Source organism: Enterococcus sp. AMC1623, assembly GCF_058216495.1.
This window is the reverse complement of sequence record NZ_CM177096.1, coordinates 868,683-890,041: the sequence shown is the minus strand read 5'-3', so window position 1 is coordinate 890,041 and position 21,359 is coordinate 868,683. Positions and strand designations below refer to the sequence as shown.

The 21,359-nt window shown below is 35.0% G+C and carries 16 protein-coding genes; 13 read left to right on the top strand and 3 right to left on the bottom strand.

Translation table 11 applies throughout. The annotated features are described in order from the left end of the window. Positions 1 to 54: 54 nt before the first annotated feature. Entirely contained in the window at positions 55 to 432 is a 378-nt protein-coding gene (locus AC4BC7_RS04455) for a VOC family protein (protein ID WP_207940690.1), read from the top strand. 47 nt (positions 433 to 479) lie between these two features. On the opposite strand, the gene AC4BC7_RS04450 is transcribed toward AC4BC7_RS04455, so the two are convergent. Continuing rightward, positions 480 to 863, bottom strand: a complete 384-nt coding sequence (locus tag AC4BC7_RS04450; RefSeq protein ID WP_207940689.1) for a RidA family protein — start codon at positions 861 to 863, stop codon at positions 480 to 482. 211 nt (positions 864 to 1,074) lie between these two features. On the opposite strand from AC4BC7_RS04450, the gene AC4BC7_RS04445 reads away from it, so the two are divergent. Beyond that, positions 1,075 to 3,630: an HAD-IC family P-type ATPase gene (locus AC4BC7_RS04445; RefSeq protein ID WP_490503966.1), complete on the top strand. Its 2,556-nt coding sequence runs from the start codon at positions 1,075 to 1,077 to the stop codon at positions 3,628 to 3,630. Between the two features lies 1 nt (position 3,631). Here AC4BC7_RS04445 and mafR read toward each other — a convergent pair whose 3' ends face one another. Then, positions 3,632 to 5,065, bottom strand: coding sequence for a global transcriptional activator MafR (gene mafR / locus AC4BC7_RS04440; protein ID WP_207940687.1), 1,434 nt, complete (start codon positions 5,063 to 5,065; stop codon positions 3,632 to 3,634). Between the two features lie 212 nt (positions 5,066 to 5,277). Next, complete coding sequence (locus AC4BC7_RS04435) at positions 5,278 to 6,039, bottom strand: helix-turn-helix domain-containing protein (protein WP_490503964.1); 762 nt, start codon at positions 6,037 to 6,039, stop codon at positions 5,278 to 5,280. A gap of 175 nt (positions 6,040 to 6,214) precedes the next feature. Here AC4BC7_RS04435 and AC4BC7_RS04430 point away from each other — a divergent pair, with 175 nt between their 5' ends. From AC4BC7_RS04430 to AC4BC7_RS04380, 11 genes are all read left to right on the top strand, one after another. Next, entirely contained in the window at positions 6,215 to 7,903 is a 1,689-nt protein-coding gene (locus AC4BC7_RS04430) for a hypothetical protein (protein ID WP_490503963.1), read from the top strand. A gap of 29 nt (positions 7,904 to 7,932) precedes the next feature. Further along, positions 7,933 to 8,313, top strand: a complete 381-nt coding sequence (locus AC4BC7_RS04425; protein ID WP_490503962.1) for a hypothetical protein — start codon at positions 7,933 to 7,935, stop codon at positions 8,311 to 8,313. A gap of 169 nt (positions 8,314 to 8,482) precedes the next feature. Continuing rightward, the gene (yfcC, locus tag AC4BC7_RS04420; RefSeq protein WP_490503961.1) at positions 8,483 to 10,204 is read left to right on the top strand and encodes a putative basic amino acid antiporter YfcC; all 1,722 of its coding nucleotides are present in this window, start codon (positions 8,483 to 8,485) and stop codon (positions 10,202 to 10,204) included. A 16-nt stretch (positions 10,205 to 10,220) separates the two neighbouring features. Then, positions 10,221 to 11,408: a beta-aspartyl-peptidase gene (iadA, locus tag AC4BC7_RS04415; RefSeq protein WP_490504411.1), complete on the top strand. Its 1,188-nt coding sequence runs from the start codon at positions 10,221 to 10,223 to the stop codon at positions 11,406 to 11,408. A 772-nt stretch (positions 11,409 to 12,180) separates the two neighbouring features. Beyond that, positions 12,181 to 13,611 carry a glycoside hydrolase family 1 protein gene (locus AC4BC7_RS04410; protein ID WP_490503960.1) on the top strand — a complete coding sequence of 477 codons (1,431 nt, stop codon included), beginning with the start codon at positions 12,181 to 12,183 and terminating at the stop codon, positions 13,609 to 13,611. Positions 13,612 to 13,815: 204 nt separating this feature from the next. After that, the gene (locus tag AC4BC7_RS04405) at positions 13,816 to 14,553 is read left to right on the top strand and encodes a MurR/RpiR family transcriptional regulator (protein WP_490503959.1); all 738 of its coding nucleotides are present in this window, start codon (positions 13,816 to 13,818) and stop codon (positions 14,551 to 14,553) included. Between the two features lie 181 nt (positions 14,554 to 14,734). Beyond that, complete coding sequence (locus AC4BC7_RS04400; RefSeq protein WP_490503958.1) at positions 14,735 to 16,174, top strand: 6-phospho-beta-glucosidase; 1,440 nt, start codon at positions 14,735 to 14,737, stop codon at positions 16,172 to 16,174. A 3-nt stretch (positions 16,175 to 16,177) separates the two neighbouring features. Further along, complete coding sequence (locus AC4BC7_RS04395; protein ID WP_490503957.1) at positions 16,178 to 18,352, top strand: glycoside hydrolase family 3 N-terminal domain-containing protein; 2,175 nt, start codon at positions 16,178 to 16,180, stop codon at positions 18,350 to 18,352. Positions 18,353 to 18,544: 192 nt separating this feature from the next. Continuing rightward, positions 18,545 to 19,474, top strand: coding sequence for an ROK family protein (locus tag AC4BC7_RS04390; protein ID WP_490503956.1), 930 nt, complete (start codon positions 18,545 to 18,547; stop codon positions 19,472 to 19,474). Between the two features lie 101 nt (positions 19,475 to 19,575). Next, entirely contained in the window at positions 19,576 to 20,439 is an 864-nt protein-coding gene (locus AC4BC7_RS04385) for an ABC transporter permease (protein ID WP_490504410.1), read from the top strand. 15 nt (positions 20,440 to 20,454) lie between these two features. Continuing rightward, positions 20,455 to 21,339, top strand: coding sequence for a carbohydrate ABC transporter permease (locus AC4BC7_RS04380; protein WP_490503954.1), 885 nt, complete (start codon positions 20,455 to 20,457; stop codon positions 21,337 to 21,339). Positions 21,340 to 21,359: the final 20 nt, after the last annotated feature.

Genomic DNA, 21,359 nt, shown 5'->3' with positions numbered 1-21,359 from the left:
AAACTTTATTCATAAAGTTAGCTTTTATTATTTATAGACAAGGAGAGAAGTAGAATGCATATAGAACATGTGGCAATTTGGACAAAGGATTTAGAGAAAATGAAAGAATTTTATATGAATTATTTTAAAGCGCAACCTAGTGAACGTTACCATAATAAGAAAACAGGCTTTCAATCCTATTTTTTAACTTTTGAAACGGGAAGTAGAATAGAATTAACAACGAAAAATTTTCTATCTGATCGGAGCGTAGATACATTAGGATATACCCATATCGCCATTTCAGTTGGTAGTAAGCAGAATGTGGATGATTTTGTTGAACGCTTTTTAGAAGATGGTTATCCATTATTAAATGGACCTCGTACAACTGGAGATGGTTATTATGAAGCTGTTGTTCAAGATCCAGAAGGAAATTTAATTGAATTAACAGTATAAAATAGATGATAACTAAAAGAAGCTGTGACAACAATGAAAATTGTTTGTCACAGCTTCTTTTTAACGATACATTCAATTTCAACATCGGCTTCCAAAGGTAATTCAAGTACAGCTACGCAGGTTCTTGCTGGATAAGGGGCTGTAAATTGCTTTTCATAGACGGCATTCATTTCAGCGAAATATTTCATGCCAGTTAAATAGACATTCACCTTTACGACATCATCTAAACTAACACCAGCTTCTGTCATCACATCTTGTAAATGTGCGAAACACTTGTGAGTTTGGGTGGTAATGTCCAACTTCTTGCCATCATAATCAAGTGCATTATAGGCTGTTTGCCCTGAAAAAAATAAATAGTCTCCAGCATCAACAGCATGCGAATACGGTCCGGATGAAGTTACTTGTTTTCCTGTAATAATTTTTCTAGTCAAAAAAATCCCTCCTTATGAAAACGATTTTACCATAGTTTTGTTTTATATCAAAGGTTATAGAATATTGCTTGTATATGACTATTTCATAAGTAATGTCTTTTGCTAATCACTTTTCACTTCATTTTTTTCAGACCTGACTGAAATTATCGACCAATAATAGGTGATAATTCCACCTATAATTAAGCTATCAAGAAAAGAGGGGGAATATTTCATGAAGTGGTATCAATTAGAAAATCAAGAAATCATGAAACAAATTAAGACAAAAGAAACGGGTTTGTCTACAACAGAACGTAAGAAGCGTTTAGTCGAAAACGGCTCTAATAAAATGGCAGAACGAAAGCAGTTAAAAACATGGCAGAAAATTTTAAAGCATTTTACAGATTTACTGATGCTGATTCTATTGGCAGCTGCAATTTTAAAATTTGTAACAGGCGAATATGTCGAAGGCGGGATTATCTTTTTAGTCGTTGTCGTAAATGGTTTAGTTGGCTATTGGCAAGAGCGTAAAGCAGAAGAGTCATTGGATGGTTTGAAGCAAATGATGAGTCAAGAAGCGGTCATTTTAATTGATGGAATGAAGCAAAGTGTTTCAACTGAAGAATTAGTTCAAGGCGATATAGTGGCATTAAAAGCTGGCGATGTTGTACCAGCAGATCTTCGTTTACTTGAAGTCCATGAGTTATTAATTGAAGAATCCATTTTAACAGGTGAGTCAGAGGCTGCAGAAAAAGCTACCTTGGTATTAACAGAAGAGGCTCCTGCAGGTGATCAAAAAAATATGGCTTTTTCAGGAACCTTGGTTCAAGCAGGTTCGGCACTTGGAATTGTGGTTGAAACGGGTGATACAACAGAAATTGGAAAAATAAATCAAGCGTTACAAGCTGTTAAGCAGCAAACAACGCCTTTAGTGAGAAAGATTCATCAATTGAACCAACAAATTTTCCGAGGCATCATGGTTTTAGTTGTATTTCTCTTATTCTTTACGACATTACACTATGGGATGGAATGGCAATTAATCTTTTCAGCAATGATTGCATTAATTGTAGCGATGATTCCAGAAGGCTTGCCAGCTGTTTTAACCATGATTTTGTCAATGGGTGTGAAGGAGATGTCTGAAGAAAATGCGATTATTAAGAGTATGCCTTCTGTTGAAACATTAGGTTCCATGACGGTCATTTGTTCAGATAAAACGGGCACTTTAACTAAAAATGAAATGACGGTAGTCAATATTGCTGCCCAGCATGACGAGCGTATTTTAGAAATTATGAACAACTGTCAGGAATTAAAGTTATCAGATAATCAAAAAACTTCTGAGTTAAAAGGAAATCCGACCGAATTGGCTTTGCTACATTATGTAGAGGAGCAGACTCCCAAAGCAACGTTAAAAACAATTCAAAGCAAAATACCATTTAGCTCTAGTTATAAATATATGGCGACGCTACATCCAGAAGGGGAGCAAGCAATCATTTTTGTCAAAGGAGCACCAGAAGTTTTGCTGGATAAAACGAATTTAAGTAAAGAAGAGCGAAATAACTGGCAAGAACAAGCAATGTCCTTTGCCCAACAAGGTCAACGAGTATTAGGGTTCGCCTTTAAAAAAGTGGCACAGCATCAAGAATTAACCCACGAAGAACTGAAAGAATTAACTTTTGCTGGCTTAGTAGGTATTATTGATCCACCAAAAGAAAGCGCCATTCAAGCGGTCAAAGAATGTCAAACAGCAGGGATTGCAGTGAAGATGATTACGGGTGATCATAAAGATACTGCTCAAGCAATAGGTAAAGAAATTGGTTTGAAGCATACATCTGTTGTTTTAGAAGGAATTGAAATTGATCAATTAAGTGAAAAAGAATTAGCAGAGCAAGTACAAAAAGTAGATATCTTTGCTAGAACGACACCTGAACACAAACTGAGAATTGTAAGTGCGTTACAAGCCAATGGGGAAATCGTTGGTATGACAGGCGATGGTGTAAATGATGCTCCGGCACTAAAAAAAGCCGATATAGGAATCGCTATGGGAATTAAAGGAAGCGAAGTCAGTAAACAAGCAGCAGATATGGTATTAGCAGATGATAATTTCCATACAATTGCTAAAGCAGTAAAAGAAGGACGCAAGATTTTTGATAATTTAAAGAAGACCATTAACTTCTTTTTACCAACTGCGTTAGCTCAAGGTCTAGTGGTAATTTTCGCACTCTTAATGAACCATCCCTTGCCGTTGACACCAATTCAAATTTTATGGGTAAACATGGTTACGACTATCACACTTTCATATGCGTTAGGTTTCGAAAAAGCTGGCAAAGATATTATGAATCGTCCGCCGAGAACTGCTGATGAGAGCATCTTACCTGGCTATAGTTTGTTTAGAGTCATATATGTTTCATTATTAATTATGATTCCAGCTTACGTTTTGGCTATGCAATTTGAGGGTCAAGCACTACAGCAGACAATTCTATTACAAAATATTGTATTAGCCCAAGCTGTTTACATGATTAATTGTCGTGAATTAACTAATCCTTCAATTAATAAAGGCTTATTCCAAAATCGACCACTCTTTCTTTCATTAGGAATTTTGACACTTTTACAAGCAACGGTTTTGTTTGTCCCACTTATGCAACAATGGATTGGAACAACTACCTTAACTAGCAGTCAACACATGATTATTTTTGCGAATGTTGCGTTACTCTTCCTAATTGTTGAAATCGAAAAAGCTCTGACGAAACGAATTACGCATCGGCAGAGCCAGATATCCAAGGAGCTTAAGTAAACTATAAATAGTGTTCTAAAGTGAGCTCGGTTAATTGCCGTAGCTCATTTTTTGTGGGTATGGTTGAAATGTAGAGATGTTTTACAGGAACAAAGTCTAAAGGAACATTCGAAACAATAATATCCTGTTTTTCAAATAGTGTTTGTTCTATTTGTGAAACTTCCAGATTTGTTAGGTGCACTCTACGACCTAGCAAATCGGTTAATTCTTGTTGTAAAAAAGCTTTCCATGCAGGTTCGCCTTGAAAAATAAAATAGACGGTCATCATTTGTGGTTGATTAGCAAACAAAGCTTGTTGTTCTAACAATGAAATGAGATTCAATAAATACGTAGGGTCATCTAATTGAATAATTGGCTGAAGAATGGGTAAAATTTCAGCATCACTTTGATAACGTTCACTGTCTTTTCGTTCTGTAAGTAATTCATGGTATTCTAATTGGAATTGTTCAGATAACCATGTTGATTCACTATATTTTAATAGAAGTAGTAATAGATTTTCTGCTAATGAGGATTGTTGTAAAGAAATCTGCGTTTGCTTGGTCACTTGCTCGGTGAGTTTATCAGCCACTGCCATTAATACAGGATAATGTTTGGCTAGTGCAATCGCGTCACCAAAAGAATTATTATAATTCCAGCTTTCTAGAAAACAAAAAAAAGCAAAAAAACTTTCATCTTCACGTAGATAAATACCTTCTTTTTCGTATAAATCCTTTAAGGGTTGCTTATACAGTTGGTACAAATAATCGTCTTCTTCAAAAGGAAACTTGTCAATTCGACAATTGACTTTCATTCGAATCGTGTTAATAAAAAACCAACATGTGCCAAAAATATGCTCTGTTTCAACGGCTAAAGAAGATTGATTTATCTGCTTTAAATAATGATAATAATGTTCTTCATGAATAGCATAATTTTCAAAAAAATAATTATTATGAGTAAAAGGTAATAACAACCGATGAAAAAAGATTCGAATCGCACTTTCATTCCCTAAAAGCTGTGCGGTTTTTGTTGTTAGCTTAATTTTAATATGATAGGTCTGTAAATAGCGATTCATCTTATTTGTATGTCGTCGAAGTGTTTCCAAAGAAAGCCCATTTTCTTGGAGAAAGTTTGCTGTAGTTAATTCCTTAGTAAAAAAAAGAGCTTTGATAAATTGAACACTAATCGATTGTGGCAAAAATAAGGTCCATAAATCATTAGTTAATTGTCTTTTTTTGTTTATTAATTGAATACCTTGGCTACTCGAATCAATTTGCCAGCCATTGGGTAATTGTTCTCGAATCAGTTGTAAATCAGAAAAAATTGTACGTTCAGTGGTTTTGATTTGTCGCGCTAGCTCTTTAACAGTAATGTTGGGATGATTGAGTAATTGCTCCAATAAGGAAACTTGGCGCTGAATATCTTTTTCAGTAATAATCTTTTTGACTAATGAATACACAGATACACATCCTTTCTACTGTAAGCATACGGCTCTTTTTAAAAAGGGTCAATTCATAACTAAAACGAGAGGTTATTAGCTTTGAAACTTTTAAAAGACTCTAAATATAGATGGGATTCTATATAAAAGGAAGGGAATTTAAATCCATCGCAAAAAAACTTTTAAAAGTTTTTTAGAAGGGTCTAACTATCAAAAAAACGAATTCGTCTGTTTTAATGGTTATTGGGAAGATTTTTCAATTCATTCCAATCTAAAATTTTGTCAGACCATAATTCCAATTGATGTAGTTTTTCTGAATCGACTTTTCTTCTGCTCATTAAATAAATGTCTTTACCGCTATTTAATCGAGGGGTAGTTAAATTTTTTCTTTCGGACTGGATATAAATAATGGATTCTTTTTTTCCACCAACTAGTGACCAATTGCCACCACCTAATAAAATTTGCAAGCTATGATCATTTGATATATTAACAAAGCCTGTATATTTTGTAAGGTTTACGAAAGGTTTGGCTGTTTTAAAATGGATTTTATATTCGACATCTTCAGGTAGGGTCCACGTTTCGTTTGTCTCAGAATTTATGATGGTTTCTTTTGGTAATATTATTTTTTCTACTTTGGTTATCTCGATATCAGATGCTTGCAAAAATGGTTGGTCAATGAGTACAAAGAAAATAAATCCTCCAAGCATAACACCTAATAAAACCAAGCCGAGAATAATACTAGTTAATTTAATGCGCTTTTTTAACTTCGTATCAAAATTTAATTCATCAAGCATTTTGGTATCTTCTTTCAACAAGTAATCTAGTGGTAATTCAAACCATTCACTCATTTTAACAACTTGATCTAAATCAGGATAACTTTTACCATTCTCCCATTTGGATACGAGCTGTCTGGTAACAAAAAATTCTTGAGCCAATTGCTCTTGTGTCAGGTCTCGCTTTAAGCGTTCGTCTTTAATAATTTTTCCGATTTTCATTTCTTCACCTAGCTATTATTTTCTCCTTTTAAGTATAGCAAACTCCTATTTTTTTCTCGCTAAATTTGAGTATTTTTCCTCGCAACAATATCGAACATGTTGATTTAATAGGATGTTTCCTTTTATTGCTTTATAAATAATTGGCATTCACCTAAGCTGTGTTTGAGGTGATAGAATGAACTTTTTTTTGAAAAATAGGCGATTAATTGGCTATCTAGGTGCTATTTGTTTATTATTTGGGCCCCAGATATTTTCGCAACAAGTTATATTAGGTTCAGATAGTCTTTTTCATTTTAATCGCTTTTATGATACTGCGATGCAAATGAAAGAACAAAATTGGCAGTATTTTATTTCGATGTATGGATTTCATGAATCAGGAAGAATTGTCAATGCGTTATATGGTCCGCTGATTGCGTACTTTCAGGGAGGCTTATTATTACTAACTGGAACATGGTTTCGTTATCAGCTTAGTAGTAATTTGTTGCTTGCTTTTTTGGCTTTTTTTTCAATGAATCAATTGTTAAAGCACTACCAAATTGATCAATACTTTCGTTACCCAATTAGTTTCTTTTTTGTGACGACCTATGCTATTCAATATTGGGTCCTTCGGCAAGGGTTTAGCAGTTGGGGGATAGCGTTATTGCCAATATGTTTAATTCCGATGAAAGAATTAATTGATAAGCGACGTTTGCCAATTGTAACAGTCGGATTGAGTGTAGCTGCCATGGTTCAGACACATTTGTTTACGAGCTTACTGTTAGTTAGCATCTATTTTCTAGTATTTATCTATGTATGGATAATGTCTAATCAGAAAATAATGTTATTCAAACAGCTAGCAAGTAGCATGATTGTGTGTGGCATTTTTTCAATGAATATTTGGTTGGTGCTGTATCAGCTCTATACTGATAATCAATTGGTTGCACCTTTTGTTAATAAAGAAATATATTTGAGTACTATCAATTATCAAAGTGCTTACTGGTTGTTGACCCCGATAAGCTTTTTGGGCGTGATATTTTGGCTAATCAAAGAAACAAGCGTGTATCGAAAAAAATTACCGAAACCGACCTTGTTTATTGGAGGTATTTCTTTAGTATATTTGCTTTTCTCCACTAATTTGATTCCTTGGAAACTACTTTCTGAGCAATCATTTAAAATCATTGAACTCATTCAATTTCCGTTTCGCTTTTTTATGCCGTTTATCGTTTTATGTGGTCTTTATTGGGGATTAATCCAGCAAAAAACACAAAAAAGGAATAAAAAAGTTGAAAAAGGCGTAGTAATTATTAGTATAATACAGACGATTTTGGTGAGTAGTTTTCACTTATTTATGCAGTATCAACAATCGCCAGCAACTTATTTAGGAAAACATGCCCGATTCACAGGAGCAGTGGTAGAAGAGGTGGTCGATAGTTTCCATTCCCATAATCTATCCGAATTGTTACAATTGGTTAACAAGTCTACGCCAGATTATGTTCCCATTTATCAAAAAACTGCTGACAATAAGTATGAACTGTATCGCCAAGAAATCATTGAAGCAAAAGGGTTTGATAAAAAGGTAAAGGATAGAAAATTAATCATTGAATGGTTTTCTTTGGAAGAAGAAACTATGGTTCCGATTGTCGCTTATAAGGGAACCGAACTAAACTTTAACCAAACAAAGTTAGAAATAGCAGATGTAACATTCAGCCCGATTGGTGCCCCAATTCTTCTTTCTCAAAAAGGCCTCAATCATTTAGAAGTAACTTATCCAGCTACTAAAAACTATAACTATTTATTTATAGTAGTGGTTGTTTTGTGGTTGGGCGTAGGAGGTTATCTAGGTGTTGAAAAGCTTAGAAAAATGTATGTTGGAAGAAGTGATTAGCTGATACTATCAAAGAGAGGTGCAAAAAAATGTCAAATACTATCTATCAAATAACAACTAATCCAAGACAGGAAAGTCAATTATTAGTCAATCCTAAACTGTTTGAAGATGAGAAGGGAAGAGTTGCAGCAGTGGCTATTCCCACAAATTGTATTCAAACAGGGATGTATCATCACTTGGAAGACATTAAATATTTCATGCTAAAAGCAGCCTTTATCTTTACTTTAGGAAATTTAGACGAAACGAGTTATTTTGAATTAGGAATCGCAAGTGCTTTAAAGAAAAAAATTTATGTTGTTTCAAAAAATAAAAAACTTTCAGCAACTGATTTAAAACTTTATATGAGTGATATCGATATAAAATTCATCAGTCCAGATGCGTTTATTGAATTACTTAATACAATCGAATAAGCAAAAGCAACCATAGCTAGTTCGCAGAGCTATGGCTTGTTTGTTAAGGCAACGCTTATTTTTCCCTGAATCTAAAACTTCTTTAATACAAGCTTTCAATCTTGAGTATTTAATGTATAATGTTATTCGTTTATGATTATTTATTCATAGAATATGTAGGAGGATTAGGATGAAGAAAGGCAAAACAGATTTAACAAAACTAAAAACACCGCATACATATGTCATTATTTTTTGTGTCGTTATTTTTGCATGGTTGCTCACGTTTTTAGTTCCTGCTGGGAAATTCAGCACAAAAGAAATTCAATATGAGGATGCAAGTGGCGATGTAGCTTCGAGAACCGTTTTAGAACAGGACTCTTTTCGGTATGCGTATAATTTAAACACTCAATTTGTATTTAATCAGCTAGAAGAATTAGTGGATAATCCTGAAGCTTTAGATACATTAGGTGTAGAAAAAGAGCAATTAGAAGCTGTTTTAACGGAAGGTGAAAAAAATCTTTCGCAAGAAAAACTAGACGAGATTGCTTTAACAGATGATGCACTTTATGAAGAATATGGCGATGCGATTTATGACACTTCTGAAAAGTTGCATAAAACAGCTAAAATTTGGGGAACCGACGATTTTGGTGGATTTGGTTTCTTGAATTTTATCTTTGAAGGGTTAGTGTCAGGTGATAAATATGGTTCGGCAGTTGGAATTGTTGCATTAATTTTAGTAGTTGGTGGAGCATTTGGGATTATCATGCGAACGGGAGCGATTGACGCAGGGATTTATGCGTTTATCAATCGCACGAAAGGATTAGAACGATTAGCTTTGCCGTTATTATTCTTTGCGTTTTCATTTGGTGGTGCTACATTCGGGATGGCAGAAGAAGTTATTCCCTTCTCGATGATTATGGTACCATTTGTAATTGCTTTAGGATATGATTCGATTGTCGCTGTCACTGTGACTTACGTTGCTTCACAAGTCGGAAATGCAACTTCTTGGATGAGTCCATTTAGTGTTGCGGTAGCACAAGGAATTGCAGGGATACCTGTTTTATCTGGTGCCACTTTCCGTTTGATTATGTGGGGTGTAGTGACCGCTTTAGCTGCGGCTTATTTGATGGTTTATGCTGAAAAAATTCGTAAAAATCCAGAGTCTTCAATTGTTTACAAGTCAGATGCGTATTTTCGCAAACACATTGAAAATAATGTGAATGAAAGCAATGAATTTAAATTAGGACACAAGGTGATTTTACTTGAAATGTTAGTTGTTTTAATTTGGATTGTTTGGGGTGTCACACAAAAAGGCTATTACATTCCAGAAATTGCTTCTCAATTCTTTGTGATGGGTTTATTAGCAGGTATTTTTGCTGTAATTTTCAAAGTAAACGATATGGGCATCAATGATATTGCGACCTCTTTCCAAAGTGGTGCAGCAGATTTAGCTGGTACAGCAGTGGTTGTAGGGATGGCAAAAGGAATTTTATTAGTGTTAGGTGGAGCGGATGCAAGTCAATATTCTACTTTGAATACTGTTCTTCATAGTATTGGTTCTGCATTAACAGGTGTTCCGGCAGTTGTTGGAGCATGGGCTATGTACATTTTCCAAAGTTTATTTAACTTAGTTGTTACTTCAAACTCTGGTCAAGCAGCCTTAACTATGCCGATTATGGCACCTTTAGCGGATTTATTAGGAATTTCTCGACAAATTGCTGTATTAGCGTATCAATTAGGTTCAGGATTTATGGATGCTTTTACTCCTGTTTCTGCAAGTTTAATTGGTGTGTTAGGAGTTGCACGTATTGATTGGATTAAATGGGCAAAATTCCAAATCAAGATGCAAGGATTTTTATTTATCTTAGGTTCAATTTTCATTGTGATTGCTGTTATGATTGGTTTACAGTAAGGAGGATTTTTGTATGTTGAAAATTATACGTCAAGCGCACGTATATGCACCCGATGATTTAGGAATCAAAGACGTGCTTTATACAGAAAATAAAATTTTAGCAATAGATAATCAGATTGATTTGCAAGTCACTGGTTGCAAAGTAGAAGAAATCGATGGTCGTAACAAGATCTTGACTCCAGGTTTTATTGACGGACATTTTCACATTTTAGGTGGCGGTGGTGAAGGTGGGTTTCAAAACCGGACACCAGAAGTCACTTTAACACAATTGACGACAGCCGGAGTCACTTCAGTTGTTGGGTGTCTAGGAACCGATGGTGAAGGACGCGACATGACCGCTTTAATCAGCAAAGCACGCGGTTTGGAAGCAGAAGGGATTTCGACTTACGTTTATGTCGGTTCTTATCGTTTGCCTGTTAAAACCGTGACGGGCTCAATTATTAAAGACTTTTTAACAATTGACAAAATTATTGGGATTGGCGAAATTGCTATTTCTGATCATCGCTCTTCACAGCCTTCTTTTGAAGAATTTACTCGTGCCGCAGCCGACGCTCGTGTTGGTGGCATGCTTTCAGGAAAAGCAGGGATTATTAATGTTCATTTAGGTGATGGAAAAGATCGATTGAAGCTTATTGAAGAAACCGTGAATCATACAGAAATTCCAATGAGCCAGTTTTGGCCAACTCATGCCAATCGGACACCGGAAGTATTTGAGACTTGTGTAGCTTATGCCAAACGTGGAGGCTACATTGATTTTACTGGTAGTGAAGATCCTGATTTTTGGGAAGAAACCGATGGCGAAGTTCGCTTTAGTAAAGGCTTAAAACGTCTATTAGACGAAGGTGTTTCTCACGAATGTTTTACGATGACCTCGGATGGTCAAGGAAGCTTACCTTATTTTAATGAAAAACGTGAATTCATTGGTCTAGGAGTGGGTAGTTCCAAATCACTTCTAATTAATATTCAAGAAGCAGTTTTGAAAGAAAATATTCCATTAGAAATCGCAATTCGTGCCATTACAAAAAATCCAGCCGACATTTTAAAACTCGACAATAAAGGATACATTGCCGTTGGAAAAGACGCTGATTTTTGCTTGTTAAATCAAGACTCTTTAACTATTGATACCGTGATTGCGAAAGGACAAACAATGGTTAAAAATAACGAAGTAGTAGTTTATGGTACCTTTGAAAGAAGACTTAATTAAATAAAACCATCCTCGGCGTAGCTAATACTGCACCGAGGATGGTTTTATTTCAAATGACACATCACTTGGTTTACCATTTCTAATGGTAGTGAGTACCTACATACTTCAAATAAAAAAGTAGCTATATTAGCTGAATCATTAGAAAATACAACGAAATTATCAGAAGAAAAAGAGTTGATTTTCTATAAAAAAGGTCTTAAATTTTTAGACTATTTATTAGTAGACATATTAAAAGACTAAAGTCGCTATAAATTATCCAAAATAGTTGAAGAGAAGCATTGGATATATGCTCTTTTTCATCTGCTAGTGAGCGTGTTTTTTACTACGATTTTTTGAGAATTAGATAAAATTATTTGAAATAAATTTTTTGCATTGTTGAATGCAATTGGGGTAAAACTGTGTAATAAGTGTATTGACATCGCTTACTAAAAATAGTATCTTTCTTTTAGGATAGTTATTATTTAGTTAAGCTAAACCTAAACGACAATTTTTCATTGTGTTGTCGTTTAGGTTTTTTTGTCCCTTTAAGTGCAACTAAATAAAAAAGCAGGGAAAAAATGAATGATTTTGTTGAAGTGGTTACGAACAAAATCCAACTATTTCTGAAGTAAATACCCAGATTATTTTACTATCATTGTGTCTGGATATGTGTAAGTAATGAGAGCTAGACTTTTATAAAGAGAGGAGCATTGGAAATCTGCCTAATGGAAACGGCTAGGGTCGTTACATTTAAGAATAACTAAAATAAAAAAAAGTAAAGGAGCAAGAATTTATGAGTTTTCCAAAGAATTTTTTATGGGGTAGCGCAACAGCTGCCAACCAATGTGAAGGAGCATGGGATGTTGATGGAAAGGGTGATTCAATCAGTGATCATAGTCGTGCAGGTAGTCGTGAAACAGCCGCTGCCCGTCCATTTGACTTAGTCCTTGATACGGATAAATACTACTATCCAAGTCATACGGGAATTGACTCTTATCATCGCTACAAAGAAGACATTGCTTTATTTGCCGAAATGGGTTTTAAAGTGTACCGTCTATCAATCGCATGGACAAGAATTTTTCCAAATGGAGATGAAGAAACTCCGAATGAAGCAGGACTTCAATATTATGATGATTTATTTGATGAATTGCACAAATATGGCATTGAACCATTAGTAACAATCTCACACTTTGAGTTACCATTTCAGTTAGGAATCAATTATGATGGTTTCTTGGATAAACGACTAATTGATTTTTATGAACGTTATGCAACCACTTTGTTTGAACGTTATAAAGATAAAGTAAAATATTGGTTGACTTTCAATGAAATTAATTTTGGTGTAATGGAGCATGGAAAACGAATTAATGGCTTGTTCTCACGTGATTACACAGAAGCTGAACAATATCAAGCGTTGCATAATGTCTTTTTAGCTTCTGCTAAAGCAGTCATTGCTGGACATAAAATTAATCCAGATTTTAAAATTGGTTGTATGCTAGCGTATATTACAATGTATCCCAAAACTTGTCGTCCGGCAGATGTGTTAAAAACACAACAAATGAACGATCAGTTAAATTATTTTTGTGGCGATGTACAAGTTAAAGGTGCGTATCCATACTATATAAAAAACTATTTTGAAAAGAACAACATTCAAGTTGATATCACCAAAGAAGATGAAGCATTATTAAAAGAAGGAACAGTAGACTATTATACATTTAGTTACTATATGAGTATTTGTGTAGCAGAAGATATTGCTGAGCGTGATGATACATCAGGTGGGAATTTATTTGGTGGCGTTTCAAATGAATATCTGGAAACAAGTGACTGGGGCTGGCAAATTGACCCAGTAGGTTTGCGTTATACTTTAAATCAATTGTATTCGCGTTATGAAGTGCCTTTGATGGTTGTAGAAAACGGATTAGGTGCCTTTGATGAAGTAGAAGCTGATGGAACAATTAACGATGATTATCGAATTGAGTATTTCAGACAACATATTGTTGAAATGGGTAAAGCAATTGATGATGGTGTGGATTTAATTGGCTATACACCATGGGGCTGTATTGATTTAATTAGTGCAGGTACAGGTGAAATGAGTAAACGTTACGGATTCATTTACGTTGATCGTGATGATGAAGGGAACGGAACTTTAGATAGAAGTCGTAAAAAATCATTCTATTGGTATAAAAAAGTGATTGAGACAAACGGTGAAAATTTAGAGAATAACTAAATCATTTAGTTTAAAAAAATCAATCGAATCAAAACGGTTTGGGACAAACAAGTTTGTTTATCCCAAATTGTTTTTTGTTTATTCGTTCTCTTTAAGGTATTATAATGAATAAAGTGAAAGTTATTTAGCAAAAACTATCTGCTATAATAGTTTTTAGAATGAAACAAGCACGAAATAGAACAAATAGAGAAATGGAGAATGAACATGTCTTTTTTTGGAAAGATAGATTTTAATGAGTTGTCTGAAACCGACCGTGCTATTTACCATTACATGTCGAGTGAGATAGATAAAATTCCATATATGAGAGTGAGAGAAATTGCTAACGAATCACATACATCAGCTTCTTCTGTGATGCGTTTCATTCGAAAAATAGGTTATGAAAGCTTTAGTGAATTTCGAACACAATTTAAAGCGCCACAAGTAGAAAGCTCACAGCTGATGAGTGGTAGATCATCATTAAGTGAAGAAAATTTTCCTAAAAATATTGAAGCGAAGATTTGGCAAATAGCTGAAAAAATTACTGATTGTGAGAATATTATTTTTTTCGGTATTGGTGCATCCGGCTCTATTTGTGAATATGCGGCACGAAGATTTGCAACAATTGGTTTTAATAGTTATCCATTAACGGATTCAACCTACCCAATTTTTGCTAAGCTAAGAAATACATCAGATAATATGTTAATCGCATTATCTATCACAGGTACAACCGTGGAGATTGTCGAAGTTGTTAATGGATTTAGAAATCAACCGGATTGTACGACCGTTGCGATCACAAGTGATGTGAACAGTACCTTAGCAAAAATGACTGATTTTGTCTTGGACTACCATATAGACATTTACCGATTGAATAAGTATGAAGACTTAACCAGTCAAATTCCGTGTCTATTTTTGATTGAGACCTTAACCAAAGCAGTTACACATTTATTAGAAAGCAAGTCATAGACATTTGTTTTTCATACAAGTTGAAAAAATAATAAGCAAACATCATTTTGGTACGTTGTGTACCATCATGATGTTTTTTTCTATTTGATGAAACAGTCACCAAGAAGTGAAAGGTATATAGTTTTTGAAAACGATTTTAACTATACTGGACATATCTTAAATTGATAAAGGAGAAAAGTATATGACTAAAACTTTACCAAATAATTTTTTGTGGGGTGGAGCAGTTGCTGCCCATCAAATCGAAGGGGCATGGAATGTCGAAGGCAAAGGGGTTAGTATTGCTGATGTGATGACTGCGGGAGCAAATGGTGTTTCGCGTCGAATTACAGACGGTGTATTAGAAGGCGAAAATTATCCGAACCACGAAGCGATTGATTTTTACCATCATTATAAAGAAGATATTCAATTATTTAAAGAAATGGGTCTAAAAGTATTACGTACGTCAATTAACTGGACAAGAATTTTTCCAAATGGCGATGAAAAAGAACCAAATGAAGCCGGATTAGCTTTTTACGATGATTTGTTTGATGAATTGAAAAAAAATGGGATTGAACCAGTAATTACGTTGTCTCATTTTGAGATTCCGTTTCATTTATATAAAGAATATGGTGGTTTTCGTAATAAAAAATTGATTGACTTTTTTGTTCATTATGCAAAAACAGTCATGACAAGATATAAAGATAAAGTAAAATATTGGATGACATTCAATGAAATTAACAATCAAGCGGATGGTCAACATGAGTTACACACCTGGACTAATTCAGCCATTTTATTTAAAGAAGGCGAACCTAGAGAAGAGATTGTTTTTCAAGCAGCGATTAATGAATTGATTGCTAGTGCAAAGGTCGTTGCTTTGGGACATAGAATTAATCCTGAGTTTCAAATTGGTTGTATGATGGCATATGTGCCTATTTATCCAGCATCTAGCAAACCAGAAGATCAAATGGCAGCATTAAAAGTAATGGAACGTCGCTTCTTCTACAGTGATGTCCATGCTCGTGGAACGATTCCTACGTATACTAAAAAATATTGGGAAAATAAAGGTTACCAAATCGATATCAGTCCAGAAGAAGAAGAAGCGTTGAAAGCTGGTACAGTAGATTATATTGGGTTCAGTTATTATATGTCTGGTGCAGTGACAACCGTTGCCGAAAAAGAAGGTTATGAGATAGCTGATTTCGACCAAGCTAAAATGGTTACTAATAACTATGTGAAAGCAAGTGATTGGGGCTGGCAAATTGATCCAGTTGGCTTGCGTTATATCTTGAATGTTGTTTACGAACGCTATCAATTACCAATGTTCATTGTAGAAAATGGATTTGGTGCGTATGACCAACTGACAGAAGATGGTAAAATTCATGATCCTTATCGTGTTGCTTATATTAAAGCGCATGTCGAACAAATGAAACTTGCAGTGGTAGAAGATGGTGTTAATTTAATTGGTTATACACCATGGGGCATTATTGACATCGTTAGCTTTGGAACAGGAGAAATGGAAAAGCGTTATGGCTTTATCTATGTTGATAAAGATAATCAAGGAAAAGGCACACTTGAGCGTAAGAAAAAAGATTCTTTTGATTGGTACCAACAAGTGATTGCTACAAATGGAGAGGTATTATAAAAAATGGAACAAACAGCCTTAGTAGAGCTATTACAGAAAATGACAGTAAGTGAGAAGATTAGCCAATTAGTGCAACTGACATCTGATTTCTTTTCGGTAGAAGGAGAAGGCGAAATTACTGGACCTATGCAAGAATGGAATCTACCAGCTGAAAAACTTTTTCAAATTGGTTCGGTTTTAGGAACACATACTGCGGAACAAGTCAAAAAACTTCAAATGACTTATTTAGAGAAGAGTCGTCTAAAAATTCCATTACTCTTTATGGCGGATGTCATTCATGGTTATGAAACCATTTATCCTATTCCGCTAGCGCTAGCTGCTTCTTTCGATGAGGTTCTCATCGAAGAAGTAGCTCGTTTATCTGCAAAAGAAGCGACAGCAGCAGGAATTCAAGTAACCTTTTCGCCAATGGCAGACCATGTGAAGGATGCTCGTTGGGGAAGAGTAATGGAAAGCAATGGCGAAGATCCGACATTATCAGCAGTTTTGACCAAAGCGTATGTTAAAGGGTATCAAGGAAATGATTTAGCAAACGACAAGCAACGCTTAGCAGCATGTGTCAAGCACTTTATTGGATATGGCGCAGCAGAAGGCGGTCGTGACTATCACACAGTAGATTTTTCTGATATTGAAATGTATCAAAATTATCTTCCGTCATTCAAGGCTGCTATTAAAGCAGGTGCCGAATTAGTCATGACTGCTTTTAACACCGTTCATGGAATTCCAGCTAGTGGAAATCAGCAATTATTACAAGATGTTTTGCGAAAAGAGTTAGACTTTGATGGCGTCGTAATTTCTGACTGGGCAGCTGTTGCTGAATTAATGGCACATCGCGTAGCTGCTGACAAAGCAGAAGCTGCTCGTTTCGCCTTTGAAGCAGGTGTTGAGATGGATATGATGAGTGACTGTTATTTGTTAAACTTGGAAGATTCTATTCAAACACCGACACAACATCAACAATTAGACGAAGCTGTGTTGCGTATCTTAACTCTGAAAAACAAATTGGGGTTATTTGAAGATCCGTATCGTGGATTAATGGACTCAACGATGGAAACAAAAGAAACAACTAACCAATTCCGAGATTTGGCACGAAAAAGTGTACATCAAACAACTGTGTTATTAAAAAACGAGCAACTATTACCCATAAAACAACAACAGAAAGTCGCTTTAATTGGTCCTAAAGCAACCTCTCAAGATATTTTAGGGGCATGGTCTTGGATGGGCAAAACAGAACAAGCTATTTCATTGGCAGAGGGATTAGCAGCAAAAAATCTTAATTTGTCGACTTTATCAATGCCAGATGGTGCTGTTGTATCAGAAGAGATGATTCAAGAAGCTATTGCTTTAGCAAAACAAAATGAAATCGTTGTATTAGCTTTAGGTGAAACGAGTGAAGAATCTGGTGAAGCAGCAAGCCTAGCTTATCTTGAACTTTCTCGCAATCAAGAACGCCTCATTCATGAAGTCGCTAAGGTGAATACCAATATTATACTTGTTCTATTTAATGGTCGTCCGTTAGTCTTAAAAAATGTTGTCAATCAAGCCAAAGCAATCGTGGAAGCTTGGTTTCCTGGTTCAGAAGGCGGTCATGGATTAGCAGATATTTTGATGGGAGAAGTCGATCCGCAAGGCAGGTTACCAATGAGTTTTCCGGCAGCTGTGGGGCAAGTCCCAATCACCTATGCTCAATTATCAACAGGACGTCCAATGAATGAACAAAACAAAAATCAAAAATATATTTCGCGTTATATGGATGAAACCAATGAAGCACTATTTCCATTTGGCCATGGTCTATCTTATAGTCAATTTGAATTAAAGCAAGTATCGAACACAGATGTTTTCAATGGAGAGGGAACAGTTGAAATCACTTGTAAGCTTAAAAATAACAGTGCACAGGCAGGGAACACAATTGTTCAATTATATCTTCAAGATTGTGTTGCGCAAGTGGCACGTCCAATGAAAGAATTAAAAAAATGGCAAGCACTTTCGTTGGAAGCTTATGAAGAAAAGACTGTGCGCTTTCAGTTGACGATGGACGATTTCGCGTATATTGGTCCGAAGTTAGTATCGCAAGTAGACGAAGGTGAATTTAAAGTATATATTGGGTTAGATAGTCATGATTGCCCAATTGAACAGACAATATTTTATCAAAAATTGGTACGTAGTGTACCAACATGATTCTAGTATCAAAGTAACGGTACACGAACCGAAACACCAGAAATCTATTGAATGAGAAAGCGCTTTTAATTATGATGGATTTGTTATAACAGTAGTAAATAACGAACTGTTTAAAAATTGAAACATTTAGTAAAGCGACAAGCTTTACTAAAAAGTTTCAGTCACAGAATTTGGTAGAAATGAGTGAAGAAGATGTATATTGGTATCGATATAGGTGGTACAACAATTAAGTATGGTTTGGTTGATGAATCTGGGAAGGTATCGAATCGAGATTCGATTTCTACAAGTAGTGATAAAAAAACTATTATTCAAGAAATAATTCAAATTATTCGAAATTTTCAATCAGAAATCCCATCTATTAAAGGTGTAGGTATCAGTGCTCCTGGAATTGTCAAAAAAAATGGGTTGATGACTACAGCAGGTGCCATTAAATCACTATATGGAACGAATTTAAAAACAGAGATTGAGGCAGTTGTTCAATTACCAGTCACTGTAGAAAATGATGCCAATGCTGCTGCTATTGCAGAAAAGTGGATTGGCAATGCACAAGGTGTTGAAAATTACTTATGCTTGGTATTAGGAACCGGAATCGGTGGCGGAATCGTGATTAATGGTGATGTTTATCGTGGTGGACATGGTATGGCAGGCGAATTTGGCTGGATGTTAATTGATGAATTACCTCAAGAAAATCTTGAGACAGTTTCCTTAAACCAAAGAGCAGCTGTTGTTGGAGGTTTATGTCTGCAATATAATCATCAAATGAAAAAAGAATTTCTGGGCTTTGAAGAGATATATGATGCAAAACAAATTTTTGCAGAAGAGAAAACAAATCCAATTGCTAAAAAAGTCATTAGTCATTTTTTTAAAGATTTATCGGTAGGATTAATGAACTTACTTAGTTGTTTTGATCCAGAGGTTATTTTGATTGGAGGTGCTATAAGCGCAAATGAGGGATTTTTTAGCCGTTTGCAAGAGGAATTAAATCGTTTGGAAGAACAACATTATAGCATTGCTTATTTAAAAGATTCAATTATTGCACCAATTAAGCAGGCAAAATTAAAAAATGATGCAGGGCTGATTGGGGCTGTTTACCAAGTACATCAAATAATTGAAAGAACATAGCATTATACGGGGGGATTACTTTGGAAGTAAAAACTAGCAAAAAAAAGAACAAATTAACTAAATGGATACAAAGCTTCTTCGATCAATGGGAGCTGCAAACAATGGTTTGGCCAGGCGTTATTTTTATGATTATCTTTAACTTTATACCTATTTATGGATTGACGATGGCATTCAAACGTTACACAGTGATTGATACGATGGATACTGCTCCTTGGGTCGGTTGGGAAAATTTTCAGATTATCATGAAAGACCAATTCTTTTGGGAATCAGTGGTTAATACGTTAGGGATTAGCTTCTTAAAATTAGCAATAGGCTTTGTGTTACCAATTATATTAGCAATCTTAATTTTTGAATTACGACAAGGTCCATTTAAAAAGATTGTCCAAACTATTTCTTATATGCCTTATTTTTTATCTTGGATTGTATTAGGTGGGATGATTATTAACTGGTTGTCTACTACAGGATTATTAAATTCGATTTTAGCTGGTTTAGGATTTGCAGTTAAAAATGAAAATTATCTATTATCAGCGAATAAATACTGGTGGATTGCCGTATTATCTGATATTTGGAAGAATACTGGTTGGGGAACAATTCTTTACCTAGCAACTTTAGCTAAGATTGACCCATCATATTATGAAGCTGCTAAAATTGATGGTGCTTCTCGCATGCAACAAATGATGAAAATCACGCTACCAATGTTAAAAGGAATTATTAGCTTGAACTTAATTCTAACAATTAGTGGATTGCTAGGGTCAAACCTAGATCAAACGATGGTCTTAATGAATAATCAGAACCAAGCGAAAGCAGAAGTTATCAATTCTTATGTGTTCAGAATGGGGATTGCTCAAGGAGATTTCTCTTACGCTACAGCAGTAGGGTTAGGTGTTTCAGTTGTTTCAGTTATTTTACTCGTTCTTTCAAATCAATTTACCAAAAGAATGAACGATAACCAATCTGTGTTATAGAAAAGAGGATAAAAAATGGAAAGAAAAATTATGAAAAAAGACGTAGATAGTCGATTGTTTGACATCTTTAATGTTGTCATCTTATCTATCTTCACTTTATTGATTGTTATTCCTCTTTGGAACGTAATCGTCTCTTCTTTTGCATCTGGTCAAGTATTAGCTAAAGGAGATTTTGTCTTTTGGCCATCTGAATTGTCATTAGAAAATTATCGAGCTGTTTTTCGTGATAGTAGTATTTGGCGTGCTTTTGTCATCTCTATCTTAAAAACGGTCATTGGTGTGGTAACACATGTTTTTTTCTGTGCAATGATGGCATATGCAATGAGTAAGGCTAATTTGAAAGGTCGTAAGTTATATTCAGCAATGGGTATTACCACGATGTTCTTTTCAGGTGGGATGATTCCTACATACCTATTATTACGTGAATTAGGTATGTTGAATAGTTTTTGGGTTTATATTATTCCTGCATTGTTAAGCTACTATGATGTTATTATTTTAATGAACTTCTTTCGTAGCGTACCAGATTCATTGGAAGAATCTGCAATGATTGATGGTGCTGGTCACTGGCGAATTTTCTTACAGATTTTCCTACCATTATCAAAACCAGCATTAGCAACAATTGCTTTGTTTAATGGTGTCAATCAGTGGAATGACTTTATGACAGCCCGCCTATATATTACCGATAAAACATTGTATCCTTTACAAATGAAGCTATACGAGATTATCGTACAGTCACAAACACAAGGGATGCAAAACATCGGAACAGCAGTAGCCGAAAGTACGACAAAAGGAGTGCAACTTGCAACAATTGTTGTCACTACAATTCCAATTTTGGTTATCTACCCTCTACTTCAAAAGCATTTTATTGCAGGTATGATGGTTGGAGCGGTAAAAGAATAAATTATTTATGAAAAGGGGAA